Annotated in this window: 14 protein-coding genes, 1 tRNA gene and 1 pseudogene; 12 read left to right on the forward strand and 4 right to left on the reverse strand. The window is 71.2% G+C overall.

What is annotated here, in order from left to right; all coding sequences use genetic code 11:
* Positions 1-118: 118 nt before the first annotated feature.
* From sucC to ACJ9NR_RS31535, 4 genes are all read left to right on the forward strand, one after another.
* Positions 119-1249: an ADP-forming succinate--CoA ligase subunit beta gene (sucC, locus tag ACJ9NR_RS31520; protein WP_412491320.1), complete on the forward strand. Its 1131-nt coding sequence runs from the start codon at positions 119-121 to the stop codon at positions 1247-1249.
* A gap of 14 nt (positions 1250-1263) precedes the next feature.
* Entirely contained in the window at positions 1264-2181 is a 918-nt protein-coding gene (gene sucD / locus ACJ9NR_RS31525) for a succinate--CoA ligase subunit alpha (protein WP_412491319.1), read from the forward strand.
* Between the two features lie 151 nt (positions 2182-2332).
* Positions 2333-3895 (forward strand): aldehyde dehydrogenase family protein, encoded by a 1563-nt coding sequence (locus tag ACJ9NR_RS31530; RefSeq protein ID WP_412491318.1) that lies wholly within the window; start codon positions 2333-2335, stop codon positions 3893-3895.
* A 309-nt stretch (positions 3896-4204) separates the two neighbouring features.
* Positions 4205-4289 (forward strand) — tRNA-Leu (locus tag ACJ9NR_RS31535).
* Between the two features lie 85 nt (positions 4290-4374).
* Here the strand turns inward: ACJ9NR_RS31535 and ACJ9NR_RS31540 are convergent.
* The 3 genes and pseudogenes from ACJ9NR_RS31540 to ACJ9NR_RS31550 form a co-directional block, all read right to left on the reverse strand.
* Positions 4375-5481, reverse strand: coding sequence for an acyltransferase family protein (locus ACJ9NR_RS31540; protein ID WP_412491317.1), 1107 nt, complete (start codon positions 5479-5481; stop codon positions 4375-4377).
* Between the two features lie 115 nt (positions 5482-5596).
* Positions 5597-6052 carry a tellurite resistance TerB family protein gene (locus ACJ9NR_RS31545; protein ID WP_412491316.1) on the reverse strand — a complete coding sequence of 152 codons (456 nt, stop codon included), beginning with the start codon at positions 6050-6052 and terminating at the stop codon, positions 5597-5599.
* A gap of 239 nt (positions 6053-6291) precedes the next feature.
* A pseudogene (locus ACJ9NR_RS31550) lies at positions 6292-8072 on the reverse strand (pectate lyase-like domain-containing protein).
* Between the two features lie 212 nt (positions 8073-8284).
* Here ACJ9NR_RS31550 and ACJ9NR_RS31555 point away from each other — a divergent pair.
* From ACJ9NR_RS31555 to ACJ9NR_RS31575, 5 genes are all read left to right on the forward strand, one after another.
* The gene (locus ACJ9NR_RS31555) at positions 8285-9601 is read left to right on the forward strand and encodes an ABC transporter substrate-binding protein (protein ID WP_412491315.1); all 1317 of its coding nucleotides are present in this window, start codon (positions 8285-8287) and stop codon (positions 9599-9601) included.
* 5 nt (positions 9602-9606) lie between these two features.
* Positions 9607-10596 carry a carbohydrate ABC transporter permease gene (locus tag ACJ9NR_RS31560; protein ID WP_412491314.1) on the forward strand — a complete coding sequence of 330 codons (990 nt, stop codon included), beginning with the start codon at positions 9607-9609 and terminating at the stop codon, positions 10594-10596.
* Positions 10597-10606: 10 nt separating this feature from the next.
* Positions 10607-11497 (forward strand): carbohydrate ABC transporter permease, encoded by an 891-nt coding sequence (locus tag ACJ9NR_RS31565; RefSeq protein ID WP_412491867.1) that lies wholly within the window; start codon positions 10607-10609, stop codon positions 11495-11497.
* 29 nt (positions 11498-11526) lie between these two features.
* Positions 11527-12891, forward strand: a complete 1365-nt coding sequence (locus ACJ9NR_RS31570) for a GH1 family beta-glucosidase (RefSeq protein WP_412491313.1) — start codon at positions 11527-11529, stop codon at positions 12889-12891.
* 70 nt (positions 12892-12961) lie between these two features.
* Positions 12962-13399, forward strand: a complete 438-nt coding sequence (locus ACJ9NR_RS31575) for a GNAT family N-acetyltransferase (RefSeq protein ID WP_412491312.1) — start codon at positions 12962-12964, stop codon at positions 13397-13399.
* A gap of 13 nt (positions 13400-13412) precedes the next feature.
* Here ACJ9NR_RS31575 and ACJ9NR_RS31580 read toward each other — a convergent pair whose 3' ends face one another.
* The gene (locus tag ACJ9NR_RS31580) at positions 13413-14189 is read right to left on the reverse strand and encodes a CDP-alcohol phosphatidyltransferase family protein (protein WP_412491311.1); all 777 of its coding nucleotides are present in this window, start codon (positions 14187-14189) and stop codon (positions 13413-13415) included.
* Between the two features lie 108 nt (positions 14190-14297).
* Here ACJ9NR_RS31580 and ACJ9NR_RS31585 point away from each other — a divergent pair, with 108 nt between their 5' ends.
* The 3 genes from ACJ9NR_RS31585 (at position 14298) to ACJ9NR_RS31595 (ending at position 17012) form a co-directional block, all read left to right on the forward strand.
* The gene (locus ACJ9NR_RS31585; protein ID WP_412491310.1) at positions 14298-15278 is read left to right on the forward strand and encodes a zinc-dependent alcohol dehydrogenase; all 981 of its coding nucleotides are present in this window, start codon (positions 14298-14300) and stop codon (positions 15276-15278) included.
* Between the two features lie 115 nt (positions 15279-15393).
* Positions 15394-15792, forward strand: a complete 399-nt coding sequence (locus ACJ9NR_RS31590; protein WP_412491309.1) for a 6-pyruvoyl trahydropterin synthase family protein — start codon at positions 15394-15396, stop codon at positions 15790-15792.
* A 44-nt stretch (positions 15793-15836) separates the two neighbouring features.
* Complete coding sequence (locus tag ACJ9NR_RS31595) at positions 15837-17012, forward strand: glycosyltransferase family 4 protein (RefSeq protein WP_412491866.1); 1176 nt, start codon at positions 15837-15839, stop codon at positions 17010-17012.
* Positions 17013-17025: the final 13 nt, after the last annotated feature.

Below are 17025 nucleotides of genomic sequence, written 5' to 3' on the forward strand. Positions count from 1 at the left end.
GTGGAACTGCTCTCGCGGTACATTGCATACAGTCGACGAATACTGTATGAACCTTGTTATCCCGCATCCGGTGGGTGGTGTCCAGGGGGCGTGCGGCACTTTTAAGACAGGAGCCGAAATGGACCTGTACGAACACCAGGCAAGAGAACTCTTCGAGGAGCACGGCATCGTGGTGCCGAGGGCCGAGGTCACCGACTCGCCCAAGGAGGCACGCGAGATCGCCCGCAGGCTCGGTGGGCGAGTGGTGGTGAAGGCCCAGGTCAAGACGGGCGGACGAGGCAAGGCCGGAGGTGTGAAACCGGCTGCCGACCCGGCCGCCGCGGAGCTCACCGCACGGCAGATCCTGGGAATGGACATCAAGGGCCACCGGGTCGGAAAGGTCATGCTGGCCCAGCCCGTGGACATCGAGACCGAGTACTACGTCTCCTACGTACTCGACCGCGCCGCCGGCACCTTCCTGGCGATCGCCTCCGCCGAGGGCGGCATGGAGATCGAGGAGGTCGCCGCCACCCGGCCCGAGGCGGTGGCTCGCGTCCCGATCGACCCGGCCGAGGGCGTGACCTCGGCGAAGGCGGCCGGGATCGCCGAGGCCGCGGGCCTGCCGCCGCAGACCGTCGACACGCTCGTACGGCTGTGGCAGGTCCTGGTCCGGGAGGACGCGCTGCTCGTCGAGGTCAACCCGCTCGTGCGGACGGGGCAGGGCCGCATCGTCGCCCTCGACGGCAAGGTCACCCTGGACGACAACGCCCGCTTCCGGCAGGCGCGCTGGGGCGCGGACGAGGCGGAGCACGACGACGGGCTGGAGGCGGCCGCCGCCGCCAAGGGCCTCAACTACGTGAAGCTGGACGGCGAGGTCGGCGTCATCGGCAACGGCGCGGGCCTGGTCATGTCGACCCTCGACGTGGTCGCGGGCTGCGGCGCCCGCCCCGCCAACTTCCTGGACATCGGCGGCGGGGCCTCCGCCCAGATCATGGCCGACGGCCTGTCCGTCATCCTCTCCGACCCGGGCGTGAAGTCGGTCTTCGTCAACGTCTTCGGCGGGATCACCGCGTGCGACGCGGTTGCCGACGGCATCGTGCGGGCGCTGGACGCCGTGCGGCTGACCAAGCCGCTGGTCGTCCGGCTCGACGGGAACAACGCGGCCCGCGGCCGCGCCATCCTCGACGAGCGCGCGCACCCGCTGCTCCAGCAGGCCACCACCATGGACGGCGCCGCGGCCCGGGCCGCCCAACTCGCCACCGCCAACTGAGGAGACGGGACGACATGGCCATCTATCTCACCAAGGAGAGCAAGGTTCTCGTCCAGGGCATGACCGGCGGCGAGGGCATGAAGCACACCCGGCGGATGCTCGCGGCCGGCACGAACGTCGTCGGCGGCGTCAACCCGCGCAAGGCCGGCCGCAGCGTCGACTTCGACGTCCCCCAGTGCCTGAACGGCCTGGGAGGTACCCCCATGTCCGTCCCCGTCTTCGGCTCGGTCGCCGAGGGCGTCCACGCCACCGGCGCCGACGTCACCGTCGTCTTCGTCCCGCCCGCCTTCGCGAAGGCCGCCGTGACCGAGGCCGCCGACGCCGGCATCGGCCTGGCGGTCGTCATCACCGAGGGCATCCCCGTCCACGACTCCGTCACCTTCCACGCGTACGCGAAGTCGAAGGGCACGCGGATCATCGGTCCCAACTGCCCCGGCCTGATCACTCCCGGTCAGTCCAACGCGGGCATCATCCCGTCCGACATCGCCAAGCCCGGCCGTATCGGCCTGGTCTCCAAGTCCGGCACGCTCACCTACCAACTCATGTACGAACTACGGGACATCGGCTTCTCCACCTGTGTCGGCATCGGCGGCGACCCGGTCGTGGGCACCACCCACATCGACTGCCTGGCCGCCTTCCAGGACGACCCCGACACCGAACTCATCGTCCTCATCGGCGAGATCGGCGGCGACGCGGAGGAACGCGCGGCCGCGTACGTCAAGGAGCACGTCACCAAGCCCGTGGTCGGCTACATCGCCGGCTTCACCGCGCCCGAGGGCAGGACGATGGGGCACGCGGGTGCGATCGTGTCCGGTTCCTCCGGCACCGCGCAGGCGAAGAAGGAGGCGCTGGAGGCGGTCGGGGTCGGTGTGGGCAGCACACCGACCGAGACGGCGAAACTTGTGCTCGCACGTCTCGAAGAAGGACGCTGAGTCACCCATAGTTGACGGGAGGTCACCGACCTCCCGCGGCGCCGGCACGCCGGCGCCGATCTCGACGTCCGCGCACGGCGGTGCGAGTCCGTGCGCGCGACGAGCCACGCATCCCCCGCCCCCGACTGTGCACCGAGAGCGGAGCAGCCGAATGGCATCGATCCTCACCCCCGACACGTCCACCCTCACCCTCAAGTCCGGCACGTCCTGGGACGACGCCTGGCGGCGCTGCCTGGCCGTGGCCCCCGAGGCGTTCCAGGACGACCGCGTCCTCAACCTCTGGGGCGCCGGCTGGCAGGCCGGCGGCCGGGCCCTGCCCGCCACCAGCCCCGTCGACGGCAGCCCTGTCGCAGGCCCGCCCCGCCTGGACCGCGACACCGCGCACCAGGCCGTCCGCGCGTCGCTCGACCAGCACCGCGCCTGGCGGCACGTCCCCCTTCAGGAACGCCGCGCCCGCGTCGCGGCCACCCTCGACGCGCTCACCCAACACCGCGAACTCCTCGCCCTGCTGCTCGTCTGGGAGATCGGCAAGCCCTGGCGGCTCGCGCGGGCGGACGTGGACCGGGCGATCGACGGCGTGCGCTGGTACGTCGACGGCATCGAGCCCATGCTCGCCGGCCGGGCCCCGCTGGAGGGCCCGGTGTCCAACATCGCGAGCTGGAACTATCCGATGAGCGTGCTCGTGCACGCCATGCTCGTCCAGGCCCTGGCCGGCAACGCGGTGATCGCCAAGACCCCGACCGACGGCGGCGCCGCGTGCCTCACCCTGGCCTGCGCGCTCGCCGCGCGCGAGGGCATCCCGGCCACCCTCGTCAGCGGCAGCGGGGGCGAGCTGTCCCAGGCGCTGGTGCGGGCGCCGGAGATCGGCTGCGTCTCCTTCGTCGGCGGCCGCGACACCGGCGCCGCGGTGGCCACGGCCGTCACCGACCTCGGCAAGCGCCACGTGCTCGAACAGGAGGGACTCAACACCTGGGGAATCTGGAACTACTCCGACTGGGACGCGCTCGCCGCGGTCATCCCCAAACTCTTCGACTACGGCAAGCAGCGCTGCACCGCCTACCCGCGCTTCGTCGTCCAGCGGCAGCTCTTCGACGACTTCCTGGCGGCGTACCTCCCGGCGGTGCGCACCCTGAAGGTCGGCCACCCGCTCGCCGTGGAGCGGCCCGGGGACCCGTATCCGCAACTCGACTTCGGGCCGGTCATCAACGCGGCCAAGGCCAAGGAACTGCGCGACCAGGTCGCCGAGGCCATCGAGCGCGGCGCCGTCCCGCTGCACCGCGCCGACGCGGCCGGGGCCCGCTTCCTGCCCGGCCAGGACACCTCGGCGTACGTCCAGCCCGTCACCCTCCTCAACCCGCCGCCGTCGTCGCCGCTGCACCACGCGGAGCCGTTCGGCCCGGTCGACACGATCGTCCTGGTGGACACGGAGGCGGAGCTGCTGGCCGCGATGAACGCCTCCAACGGCGCGCTCGTGGCCACCCTGTCCACCGACGACCGGGCCACCTTCGACCGGCTGGCCCCGCAGATCCGCGCCTTCAAGACAGGACACGGCAAGCCCCGCTCCCGCGGCGACCGGGACGAGCTGTTCGGCGGCTTCGGAGCGTCCTGGCGGGGCGCCTTCGTCGGCGGCGAACTCCTCGTCCGCGCCGTCACCCAGGGCCCGGCGGGGGAGCGGCTGCCCGGGAACTTCCCGGACTACCACCTGATGCCGTGACGACGGCCGGACCGCCACCTTGTGCCGTGACGACGGCCGGACTCCCACCTCGTGCCGTGACGACGGCCGGGTGGCGTCCCCGGTGTCCACGCCCCGGGGACGCCACCCGGCGACCACGTCGCACCCCGGTCCGTGGCACGACCAGAGGTCATGATCCGGTCACCACCGGCGCCCCGCCTCCCGGCCGCCCCGGCAGGTCGGGAGCCGGGTCCCCGGGGCCCGGATACGCAGGTGAAAGGCACCCCGAAACCTTGGTATTGTTGTCCATGTCGCCGGAGCGAACCCTTCGGTCAAGGCGGCGGACACCTCGTCCGGGTGGCGGAATGGCAGACGCGCTAGCTTGAGGTGCTAGTGCCCTTTATCGGGCGTGGGGGTTCAAGTCCCCCCTCGGACACAGCTGAGACCCCTGATGATCAGGGGTCTCTCGCGTTTCACCGGTCTGCCCGCGTGCGTCCCGTCCCGCCCGGAGCGGCCGGCCGTCAGGACGGTTGCGGCTCCTGCCCCTCGCGCCGGAACGCCCACTCCATCCGCGGCTCGACCACGCAGCGGAAGGCCCGCCGGACGGGTGCCGTGCACAGGGCGGTCACCACCGCGCCGGCGACGAGCGTCACGGTGATCTCGCCGAACGGGCCGTGCACCCAGGCGGGGTCGTACCAGCCCCAGAACTTCGAGCCCTGGGCGAGGAAGCCGTGCAGCAGGTAGCCGTAGAGGGTGCCCGCGCCCAGCGCGGTGAACCACAGGCGGCGTCCGGGCACCCAGGACAGGAAGCAGGCGACCAGGAGGGTCGAGCAGCCGAAGCAGGCGAGCGTCACCAGGGGCCCGTACCAGGCCGGCGCGCCCAGCTCCTGGGCGCTGTCGCGGTGGAAGAACCACGCTCCCGTCATGCGCGGGACCGCCCAGTACGACACGGCGATCGCGACGGCGAGCACCGGTACGGCGAGCGCGCGCACTCGCCGGGTGCGCAGCCGCCGGAAGTGCTCGGGACGCAGGCACAGGCCGAGTACGAAGTACGGCAGGAACTGCAGCACACGCTGCAGGTCGAGGTCGTTGCCGATGGACGGCGAGAGGGTCGCCAGCATCGCGATCACGAGCGCCACCGGCAGCGGATGGCGTACGCGCTTCCAGATCGGGGTCGTCAGCCGCCAGATGAACAGCGCGATCAGGAACCACGTCAGATACAGCGGATCCAGCAGCGTGATCGGCCGGTCCGGGACGCCGTCGGTCCAGCGGGTGAAGAGGGTGTACGCCGTCTCGAAGACGACGTACGGCACCACGACGCCTGTCACCAGGCGCTTGATCTTCGCCGGACTCGCGTCGAAGCTGCGGGAGAAGTAGCCGGAGATCACGATGAACGCCGGCATGTGGAAGGCGTAGACGAAGTCGTAGAGCGCGGTGACGGTCCGGCTGCCGTCCCGCAGCGGCTCCCAGGCGTGCCCCATCGCCACCAGCACGATCGCCAGGTACTTCGCGTTGTCGAAGTAGGCGTCGCGCCGCGCCGGCCGTTCATCCCGCCCGCCCCGAGGGGAACCAGTGCTCTTCGGGGACTGTCTTACCTGGGTTGCGGGTGTGGTCTGAGGTGAGGACACCCTCCGCGCCTGACCGCTTCTTCGCGGCCTAAACCCCGGAACACCGGATTCCTCCGCGGGGCGCCCCGGCCGGACCCGGTCGGGGCCGGCCGGTCAGGGATCCCTGCCTTCGGTATCAGAGATCGAACTCGTGGGGCGGCAGGTCGAGGGTGAAGCACGCCTCCCGCACGACGGCCTGCTCGGTCTTGTCGAAGTCGCCGTCGGCGCCGCCGATGACGATGCCGATCTGGATGACGGCACGGGCCTCGGCGGGCTTCTTCTTCGCCTTGGCGACCTCCTGCAGCACGCTGACCTTGCCGAAGGCGAAGTCGGCCGTCAGCTTGTCGAGGTTCTCCTCGAAGCGGCGGCGCAGATCGTCGGCGGGGAAGTTCTGCAGGACCTCGTTGGTGGCGATCAACTGGGCCACGCGCTGCCGCTCGGCCGGGTCGATGGTGCCGTCCGCCGCGGCGACCAGGGCGCACATCGCCATGCTCGCGTCGCGGAAGGCGCCGCTCTTCAGATCGTTCTTCTTCGCCGTGAGCTGGGTCTGCATCGTCGACGCGGATTCCTTGATGCGGTCCCACAGGGCCATGCGAACTCCATGTTGTCGGTGGTGGTAAGAGATCTGCAGCACCGTGGAAACTCACGGACCGGTGGATAAGTTCCGGCTGGTCGCCGAAAGTTCACGAGGCCGGGTGCGGGGTACGGCGACCGGCGGGGCGGTCCCGTTCCGGCACCGGCGCGGCGGCCCCGTCCTGACGCGTGCGGGGCGGCCCCGTGCCGACTCGTGCGGGGCGGCCCCGCGCCCGTGCGGGCGGGGCCGCCTCCGGCTCACGGGTAGGACACCACCGTGGACGGCGTCGTCGACGTGCCCGACGTCGGCGCGCCGGTGTCGTTGATGACGTGCTCGTACTGGCCCTGGCCGCCCAGCGAGACCACCAGCAGGTCGTGGAACCTCACCCCGGGGGTGTCCGGCGCGGCGAAGCCGTGGTGCTGCACGATCGTCGGATCGACGTTGTAGTAGCAGTAACTGCCCAGCCCCCAGCCCTCGTGCGAGGTCACCGAGTCGCCGACCTTGTAGGCGGCGTAGCCCTTCACCGAGCCGTTCTGGATCGCCGCCTGGTTCGGGGCGTCGTAGGCCTTCTCGTTCTGGAAGAAGATCGTGCGGCCCCGCTCGCCGTTCCACTGCACGTCGTACTTGTTGAAGTGCTCGACGAACAGGCCGGTGCACAGCACGTCGTCGCCGTTGACGACGATGCCGTAGTCGGCCCGGTTGGTCTCCCAGCCGACGCCCGTTCCGTGGTCGGCGCGCCACACCCAGGTGTGGTCGACGATGGTGTGCCGGCTGTTGATGACCATGCTGGTGGTGGCCTTGCCGGCGCCCGCGCCGCCGATGCGGACGAACACGTCCTGGACGGTGGTCGGGTTGGCGGAGTGGTCCCTGGAGGCACCCTCGGGGCCCACCTCCAGCAGGGTGGCGGAGTTGACCGGCCCGGCGTCGATGAGAAACCCGCCAGGCGTACGCCGCCGACGTCGGAGACCTTCAGGGCCGTGACCCCGTCGTCGGGCACCAGCGTGGCGTACCCCAGGCCCAGGACGACCGTGTTGGGCCTGGTCACCCGGATGGCCCGGTCGAGGTGGTAGATGCCCGGCGTCAGCAGCAGGTGCAGGCCTTGCGCGAGCGCCTGGTTGAGGGTCGCCGCGGTCACGCCCGGCCTGGCGACGTAGAACCGCGACAACGGCAGCGACGTCCCCCTCGGCGTGCCGTTGCCCCAGCTCACCCCCCGGGCGTCCGTCCGCTTCGCGGGCAGGAAGACGCGGAACCGGCCGCCGCCGTCGACGTGGAGGAAGGGCTTCTCGCGGGAGACCGGGGTGGTGTCGAGGGTGGTGTACGGCGGGCTGGGGAAGCTCTGCGCGGGAGCGCCCTCGACGCCCGAGAACACCATGTTCCACACGCCGTTGAGCCAGCTGCCGATCGCGCTGTCGCGGGTGTACCACTGCTGCTGCGAGTACGGGCCGATCTGGCCGTCGACGCGGCTGTCGGCGATGTAGCCGCCGCTGGCCCAGCCGTAGCCGGTGGGCGAGAGGTTGAGGCCGCCGCGGACGTGCATCCGGCGGAACGGCGCCGCCTGGGCGACCGCCCACCGGTTGGTGCCGTTCGCCGGGACGAGGGCCAGGTTCTCCGCCGAACGCCAGAAGTTCTGCGTGGCGTTGCCGTTGAACCAGCCCGCGTCGACCGTGACGTCGCCGTCGATGGTCGTGTCGTCGGGGGAGAGGCCGAGGCCCGCGATGGAGGTGTAGAAGCCGAGCTGGGCGTTGAGGCCGCCGTAGGAGCCCGGCTTGAAGAGCAGGGCGTAGCGGCCGGTGCCGAACTGGGCCGACTCCTGCTGTGCGAAGACCTCGTCCAGCTTGGCCTGGATGCCGGGCGTGGACGGGTCGAAGACCAGGACGTTCGGGCCGAGGTCGCCGCCGCCGTGGAGGTGGCACGGCTTCTTGTGCCGCTTCTTCGGCCGCGGGGCGGCCGAGGCCGGGGCGGACAGTCCCAGCACCGCGGGCGCGGAGGCGGCTGCGGCGCCGAGGACGGTTCTGCGGCCTATGTCAGGCAGGGGCATGGGGCGGCTCTCCTGTTCATGAAGTGAACGGGGCAGGGCGTTGGGAGCGCTCTCTCGCCGGTGAATGCTTCAACTATCCGAAGGAGTCCGTCAAGAGGTGGGACCGGAGTTCCACAACGGTTGCCGTACCTCTTGACTGGGCCATCTCCTGAGGTTTAACTCACGTCCTAAATTAAGCCGTGAGTGCAATCCCTGAAGGGACACCCAGAGCCATGCGCAGCATCCGAGCCGCGGCCATAGGCGCCGTCACCATGTCACTCGCCCTTGCCGCCTCGGCCTGCGGAGGCGGGTCGTCCAGCGGGGGCGGCTCCAACGACTCACCGAAGACCCTCACGTACTGGGCCTCCAACCAGGGCGCGAGCATCGCCGTGGACAAGAAGGTCCTGCAGCCCGAACTCGACAAGTTCCAGAAGCAGACGGGCATCAAGGTCAAACTGGAGGTCGTCCCCTGGTCCGACCTGCTCAACCGGATCCTCACCGCGACCACCTCCGGCCAGGGCCCCGACGTGCTGAACATCGGCAACACCTGGAGCGCCTCGCTGCAGGCCACCGGAGCCCTGCTGCCCTGGGACGCCGACAACTTCGCCAAGATCGGCGGCAAGGACCGCTTCGTGGACTCCGCCCTCGGCTCCACGGGCGCCGAGGGCAAGGACCCGGCCGCGGTCCCGCTGTACTCGATGGCCTACGCCCTCTACTACAACAAGGCGATCTTCGCCGACGCCGGCATCGGCAAGCCGCCCGCCACCTGGGACGAGCTGATCGCGGACGGCAAGAAAATCAAGGCGAAGGGCAAGGCGCCGCTCGGCGCCGAGGGCGCCAACGTCTCGGAGAACATCCACCACGTCTTCGTCTTCGCCAAGCAGCACGGCGGCGACTTCTTCACCGCCGACGGCAAACCCGACTTCACCAACCCCAAGGTGGTCGCCGCGGTCGAGCAGTACGTCGACCTGATGGCCAAGGACAAGGTCATCCCGACCGGCGACGCCGAGTACGCGCAGAACCAGTCGGTGAGCGACTTCGCCAAGGGCAAGCAGGCCATGCTGCTGTGGCAGTCGGCGGCGGCCAACCTCAAGTCGCAGGGCATGAGCGAGGACGCCTACGGCATCGCGCCCGTGCCCGTGCAGTCCGGCACCCCGGGCACCGGCACCCAGGTCAACTCGATGGTCGCGGGCATCAACCTCGCCGTCTTCAAGAACACCCACAACCTCGACGGCGCGACGAAGTTCGTGAAGTTCATGACCAGTGACGCCGAGCAGAAGATCCTCAACACGGCCTACAGCTCCATCCCGCCGGTCAAGGGCGCGCAGTCGGACGCCGCGTTCAACTCCCCCGCCAACGCCGTGCTGAAGCAGACCCTCGCGACGAGCGCCGCCGCGCTGCCGCAGGTCGCCGACGAGTCGCAGTTCGAGACCGCGGTCGGCACGGCCGTCAAGGAGCTGTTCGCCGACGCGGCCGCCGGGCGCGCGGTCACCACCGACTCGGTGAAGGCGAAGCTCGAGAAGGCCCAGCAGCAGATGCCGGCGAAGTGAGCCCGATGACCACCACGACCCTCAAGGAGCCGGTGAGGGGGAGCGCCCCCGGGGCCCGGCCGCGCGAACAGCGCCGCCGCCCCGGGCGCATCCGCCGGATCGGGCTGCCGTACCTGCTCCTCCTGCCCGCCCTGCTCCTCGAACTCCTGGTCCATCTCGTGCCGATGGTCATCGGCATCGTGATGAGCTTCAAGGAGCTCACCCAGTTCTACATCCGCGACTGGGGCACCGCGCCCTGGTCCGGCTTCGGCAACTACAAGGTGTCGGTGGACTTCCACGCCCCCGTCGGCGAGGCACTGCTGCACTCGTTCTTCGTCACCGTCGGCTTCACCCTGCTGTCGGTGGGCCTGTGCTGGCTGATCGGCACGACGGCGGCGATCTACATGCAGGACACCTTCCGGGGCCGCGGCCTGCTGCGGGCCCTGTTCCTGGTGCCGTACGCGCTGCCGGTCTACGCGGCCGTCATCACCTGGGTGTTCATGTTCCAGCACGACAACGGCCTGGTGAACCACGTGCTGCACGACCAGCTGCACCTCACCGGCAAGCCGTCCTTCTGGCTCATCGGCGACAACAGCTTCTACGCGCTGCTGATCGTGTCCGTGTGGAAGGGCTGGCCGTTCGCCTTCCTCATCGTCATGGCCGGGCTGCAGAACATCCCGAAGGAGCTCTACGAGGCGGCCGCGCTCGACGGCGCCGGCCTGATCCAGCAGATCCGCCGCATCACCCTGCCGTCCCTGCGCCCGGTCAACCAGGTGCTGGTCCTGGTCCTGTTCCTGTGGACGTTCAACGACTTCAACACGCCGTACGTCCTGTTCGGCAAGGCCGCGCCCGAGGCCGCCGACCTCATCTCGGTCCACATCTACCAGGCGTCCTTCGTCACCTGGAACTTCGGCACCGGCTCCGCGATGTCCGTGCTCCTGCTGCTGTTCCTGCTCGTCGTGACGGGCGTGTACCTGGTGCTCACCTCACGCGGACGGAGGACGGGAGATGTCTGAGTCGCTGCGGATGCCCAGGTCGAGGCCGCTGTCACCGTCGAAGCGGGCGGCCAGGTCGCCCATGGCGCCGCCGAGTTCCTTCCTCTGGTCCCGGCGGATCTTCCTCACCCTGCTCACCGGCTTCGTGCTGGTCCCGGTGTACGTCATGGTCTCCAGCTCGCTGAAGCCCCTCGCGGACGTCACCGGCAAGTTCCGCTGGCTGCCCAGCGGTCTGACGATCCGCCCGTACATCGACATCTGGTCGACCGTCCCGCTCGCGAAGTACTTCATGAACTCGCTGATCGTGGCGGTCTCGGCGACGGTCTGCTCGGTGGTGGTCGCGGTGTTCGCGGCCTACGCCGTCAGCCGCTACAGCTTCCGCGGCAAGCGGGTCTTCACGGTCACCGTGCTGTCCACCCAGATGTTCCCGGGCATCCTCTTCCTCCTCCCGCTGTTCCTCATCTACGTCAACATCGGCAACGCCACCGGCATCGCCCTGTTCGGCTCGCGCGGCGGCCTGATCCTCACCTACCTCACCTTCTCCCTGCCGTTCTCGATCTGGATGCTCATCGGGTACTTCGACTCGGTGCCGCGCGACCTGGACGAGGCGGCGCTGGTGGACGGCTGCGGACCGCTGGGCGCGCTCTTCCGGGTCGTCGTGCCGGCCGCGATCCCCGGGATCGTCGCCGTCGCCGTCTACGCCTTCATGACCGCCTGGGGCGAGGTGCTGTTCGCCTCCGTCATGACCAACGACGCCACCCGCACCCTGGCGGTCGGCCTCCAGGGCTACTCCACGCTCAACGACGTCTACTGGAACCAGATCATGGCCGCCTCGCTGGTCGTCAGCGTGCCCGTGGTGGCCGGCTTCCTGCTGCTGCAGCGCTATCTCGTCGCCGGACTGACGGCGGGGGCCGTGAAGTGACCAACTCCCATCGCCTCGAGAGGACTTCCGTGTCCGACCGCATCGACCTCGCCGCCTTCCCCCGCGACTTCCTGTGGGGGACGGCCACCGCGGCGTACCAGATCGAGGGAGCCGTCGCGGAGGACGGCCGCGCCCCGTCGATCTGGGACACCTACTCCCACACGCCCGGCAAGGTCGCGGGCAACGACAACGGCGACGTCGCCTGCGACCACTACCACCGCTGGCGCGAGGACATCGGCCTGATGCGCCGGCTGGGCACCAACGCCTACCGGTTGTCGATCGCCTGGCCGCGGGTGGTGCCGGGCGGCGACGGCCCGGTGAACCCCAGGGGCCTCGCCTTCTACGACCGGTTGATCGACGCCCTGCTGGAGGCGGACATCACCCCGTCCGTCACCCTCTACCACTGGGACCTGCCGCAGACCCTCCAGGACCGCGGCGGCTGGCCCGAGCGGGACACCGCCCTCGCGTTCGCCGAGTACGCCTCGGTCGTCGCCGAGCGCCTCGGCGACCGCGTGCCGCAGTGGGCCACGCTGAACGAGCCCCTGTGCTCCGCCTGGATCGGCCACCTGGAAGGCAGGATGGCCCCCGGCCTGACCGACCTGACGGCCGCCGTCCGCGCCTCCTACCACCTGCTGCTCGGCCACGGCCTCGCCGTCCAGGCGATCCGCGCCGCCGCCCCTGCCGCCCAGGTCGGCATCGTCACCAACCTCTCCACGGTGCACGCCGCCACCGACCGCGACGAGGACGTGGCGGCCGCCCGCCGCCAGGACGGCCACATCAACCGCTGGTGGCTCGACCCGGTCTACGGCCGCGGCTTCCCGGCCGACATGCGCGAGGTGTACGGCGTCGAACTCCCCGAACGGGACGGCGACCTCGCGCGGATCGCCGCGCCGCTGGACTGGCACGGCCTGAACTACTACATGCCGTCCACCGTCGCCGACGACCCCTCGGCGCCGGCGCCCCACGTCCGCTCCGTGCGCCGCCTCGGCGTCCCGCGCACCGGCATGGACTGGGAGATCGACGCGAACGGCATCGAGACGCTCCTGCTGCGCCTCACCGACGAGTACCCCGTCCGCCGCCTGTACGTCACCGAGAACGGCTCCGCCTTCCCCGACGTCGTACGCCCCGACGGCACCATCGACGACCCCGAGCGCCAGGACTACCTCGAACGCCACCTCGCCGCCTGCGCCTCGGCCATCCGCAAGGGCGCCCCGCTGGCCGGCTACTTCGCCTGGTCGCTGCTGGACAACTTCGAGTGGGCGTACGGCTACGACAAGCGGTTCGGCCTGGTCCACGTGGACTACCGGACCCAGGTCCGCACCATCAAGGGGACCGGCCACCGGTACGCGGACATCGTCCGCGCCCACCGCGAGCGGGACCGCCGGGCGGCCTGACACGGACGGCGGCGGGCGCGGGCCGGGGGAGCCCGCGCCCGCCGCGTCGCCGCGCCGGTAAGGTCCCCTCATGAAGATCGAAGTGGCACGTGCCCGGCAGGCGGGCCCGGAACTCGTCGACGCCTTCGGCCGGTTGCTGCCGCAGCTGTCCGCGAGGGCGAAGCCGCTCGACGCCGGAGCGGTGCGGCGGATTCTCGCGTGTGACGCGAACACGGTGCTGGTCGCCCGTGGCGACGGGGTGATCGTCGGCACCCTGACCCTCGTCATGGTTCCTCTGCCGGCCGGGCTGCGGGCGCGTATCGAGGACGTCGTGGTCGACGCGTCCGCGCGCGGGCACGGGGTCGCCGGGCTGCTGATCGAGGAGGCCCTGCGGGTCGCCCGTCGGGCCGGGGCCCGGACCGTCGATCTCACCTCGCGGCCGGACCGGGAGGGCGCCAACCGGCTCTACCGGCGGCTCGGGTTCGAGCCGCGGGAGTCGAGCGCGTACCGGATGGCCCTGGGCGGCTGAGGAGTCGTCTGCCTCAGGACGTCACCGTCTGCGGCTCCGGAGCCAGTCCCAGCATCTCCTCCACCTCGGCGTCCTGGATCCGGGAGGTGCGGTGCAGCCATCGGACGTCGCGGCCGAAGGACCAGGTCAGGGAGGCCAGGGCCAGCAGGACCACGGCGAGGGACACGGACCGCGGCAGATAGCCCGACGCGGCCAGCAGCAGGCAGACGCCCTGCGTGGCGGCCACGGTCTTGCGGGCCATGCTGGGCGGGAGTTCGGCGTTCAGCCACGGGTACACGCGGGCCGCGGCGACGAAGGCGTAGCGCATCCCGCCGATCATCAGCACCCACGGGCCGAACTCCATGGACACGTAGACGCTGAGGACCAGGATGAGGAAGGCGTCGACCTCCATGTCGAAGCGGGCGCCCAGCGGGGTGGAGGTGCCGGTGGCGCGGGCGACCTTGCCGTCCACGCCGTCCAGGATCAGCGCGATCGCCGTCAGGCCGACGAAGAGCGTGACCGGTGGGGAGCTCTCGAAGGAGTCCGCGACCAGGGCCGTGACACCGCCCACCAGGGTGGCCCGGCCCAGGGTCACCCGGTTGGCCGGGCCGAACGAGCGCAGCCGGGAACGGTGCAGCGCCCGGGAGAGCACCGCCCAGCTGGCCACGGCGAAGGCCAGGCCGGTCAGCCAGCCCGCCGGCCCCATGCCGATCGCCGTGCCGAGCAGGGCCAGCAACAGGATCTGAACGCCCGCTCCCACAGCGGTCTCCTGCTGGACCAGCCTTGCGTCGTAAGTGTTGTTCAGGGCCACCGCACACCCTCCGGCCGTATGACAGAGTCGATCAACGCCGCGTACTGTGCGCGGCCTGTGCACACCTCGGTACGTGAACGGCTTCCCGATCGTTCAGGAGGACACCCGATGAACCGCATCGCTCGAGCGTTCTGGCTCAGTCGCCCCGGTCTTGGCGAGATACGGACCGCCGACCTGCCGGAACCCGCGGAGGGCGAGGTGCTCGTGCGTTCCCTGTACTCCGGCATAAGCCGGGGCACGGAGACGCTCGTGTTCCGCGGCGGGGTGCCCGAGAGCCAGCACACGGCCATGCGCGCGCCCTTCCAGGAGGGCGACTTCCCCGCCCCCGTGAAGTACGGCTACCTCAGCGTCGGGGTGGTGGAGGAGGGACCGGGGGAACTCGTCGGACGGACCGTCTTCTGCCTGTATCCGCACCAGACCCGGTACGTCGTCCCGGCCGCCGCCGTCACCGTCGTACCGGACACCGTGCCCGCCGGGCGGGCCGTCCTCGCCGGCACCGTCGAGACCGCCGTGAACGCGCTCTGGGACGCCGCGCCGCTGGTCGGCGACCGGATCGCCGTGGTCGGCGGCGGCATGATCGGCTGCTCGGTGGCGGCGCTGCTGGCCCGCTTCCCCGGTGTGCGGGTCCAGCTCGTCGACGCCGATCCGGGCCGCGCCGCGGTCGCGCGGGCCCTCGGCGTCGATTTCGCCGCGCCCGCGGACGCGCTCGGCGACCGTGACCTCGTCGTGCACGCCAGCGCCACCGAGCAGGGCCTCGCGCGTGCGCTGGAGCTGCTGGCGCCCGAGGGCACCGTCGTGGAACTGAGCTGGTACGGCGACCGGAAGGTGAGCCTCCCGCTCGGCGAGGCCTTCCACTCCCGGCGGCTGACCATCCGCGGCAGCCAGGTCGGCACCGTCTCCCCGGCCCGCACGAGCCGCGGTTACGCCGACCGCCTCGCCCTCGCCCTCGATCTGCTGGCCGACCCCGCGCTCGACGCGCTCATCACGGGGGAGAGCAGGTTCGAGGACCTGCCGGAGGTGATGCCGGGGCTGGCCTCCGGCGAGCTTCCCGCGCTGTGTCACCGTGTGAGGTACCCCGGGACGGCCTGACCTGAGAAAAGAGTGCGAGCGGGCTGAACACGGGGAAGCGAGGAGCCGTATTAAGGGCATCCCCCGGCAGGCATCGGCCGGGGGGCCAGACGCGCCGCACCTGGAGGGTCGTCCGTTGTTCAGTGTCACCGTCCGCGATCACATCATGATCGCCCACAGCTTCCGCGGCGAGGTCTTCGGGCCCGCGCAGCGCCTGCACGGAGCGACGTTCCTGGTGGACGCCACGTTCCGGCGCGAGCAGCTGGACGACGACAACATCGTCGTCGACATCGGACTGGCCACGCAGGAACTGGGCGCCGTCGTCGCCGAGCTGAACTACAGAAACCTCGACAACGAGCCGCAGTTCGCCGGGGTCAACACCTCGACGGAGTTCCTGGCGAAGGTCATCGCCGACCGGCTCGCCGAGCGGATCGGGAAGGGCGCCCTGGGCGAGGGCGCCAGGGGCATCGCGGGGATCGGCGTGACCCTGCACGAGTCGCACATCGCCTGGGCGAGCTACGAGCGTGCCCTGTGACCCACGTGACCCTGGAGAAGGTGGAGCAGAGGACACGGGAGGGCCTGGGACCGGCGGAGCGGACGACGCTCGGCCACCCGCCCCGCCCGCACTCCGCCGTGAAGAACGCCGAGATCATTCCCATGTCCCTGCGCTCCGTGCACTTCGTCGTGCCGGGCGGTGTCGACGACCCCGCCGCGCCGAGCGGCGGCAACGCCTACGACCGGCGCGTCAGCCTCGACCTGCCCGGCTTCGGCTGGCAGGTCCACCAGCACGCCGTGGCCGGTGACTGGCCCCGGCCCACGGCCGCGGCACGAGCCGATCTCGCCCGTACGCTGCGGGAGTTGCCGGACGGTTCGGTCGTCCTGCTGGACGGCATCGTCGCCTGCGGCGTCCCGGACGTCGTCGTCCCGGAGGCCGAACGGCTGTGCCTCGCCGTGCTGGTGCACCTCCCCCTCGGCGACGAGACGGGCCTGGAGCCTTCCGTGGCCGCCGAGTTGGACGCGAAGGAGCGGGAGGTGCTGCGGGCCGTGCCCGCCGTGATCGCCACCAGCGACTGGGCCGTACGGCGTCTCGTCTCGCACCACGGCCTCGCCCCCGGGCGGGTCCATGCCGCCGCCCCCGGCGCCGACATCGCGCCGCCGGCCCCCGGCACCGACGGTGTCTCCCGGCTCTTGTGCGTCGCCGCCGTGACCCCGCGCAAGGGGCAGCACCGGCTGGTGCAGGCGCTGGCCGCCGCGGCCGACCTGCCGTGGAGCTGCGTGTGCGTCGGCGGACTCGGGCACGATCCGGAGTACGTCGGCCACCTGCGGCAGCTGATCAGGGAGCACGGCCTCGAGGACCGCATCGAGCTGGCCGGCCCGCAGGCCGGCGCCGAGCTCGACGCCAGCTACGCCGCCGCCGACCTGATGGTCCTCACCTCCTACGCGGAGACGTACGGCATGGCGGTGACCGAGGCCCTCGCGCGCGGCATCCCCGTGCTGGCCACGGACGTCGGCGGGCTGCCGGAGGCGGTCGGGCGCGCCCCCGACGGCGGTGTCCCCGGCATCCTGGTGCCGCCGGAGGACCCGGCGGCCCTCGCCGCCGAACTGCGCGGCTGGTTCGGCGAGGCCGACGTACGGCGCCGGCTGAAGGCCGCCGCCCGGGGCCGGCGGGCCGCCCTGGACGGCTGGGCGACCACGGCCCGAAGCCTTGCCGGAGTACTGGGCCGGCTACCGAGCGAACCCAGGAGGGCGGCATGAACAGGACCGCGCA

Source organism: Streptomyces sediminimaris (assembly GCF_047049295.1).
GTDB lineage: Bacteria > Actinomycetota > Actinomycetes > Streptomycetales > Streptomycetaceae > Streptomyces > Streptomyces sediminimaris.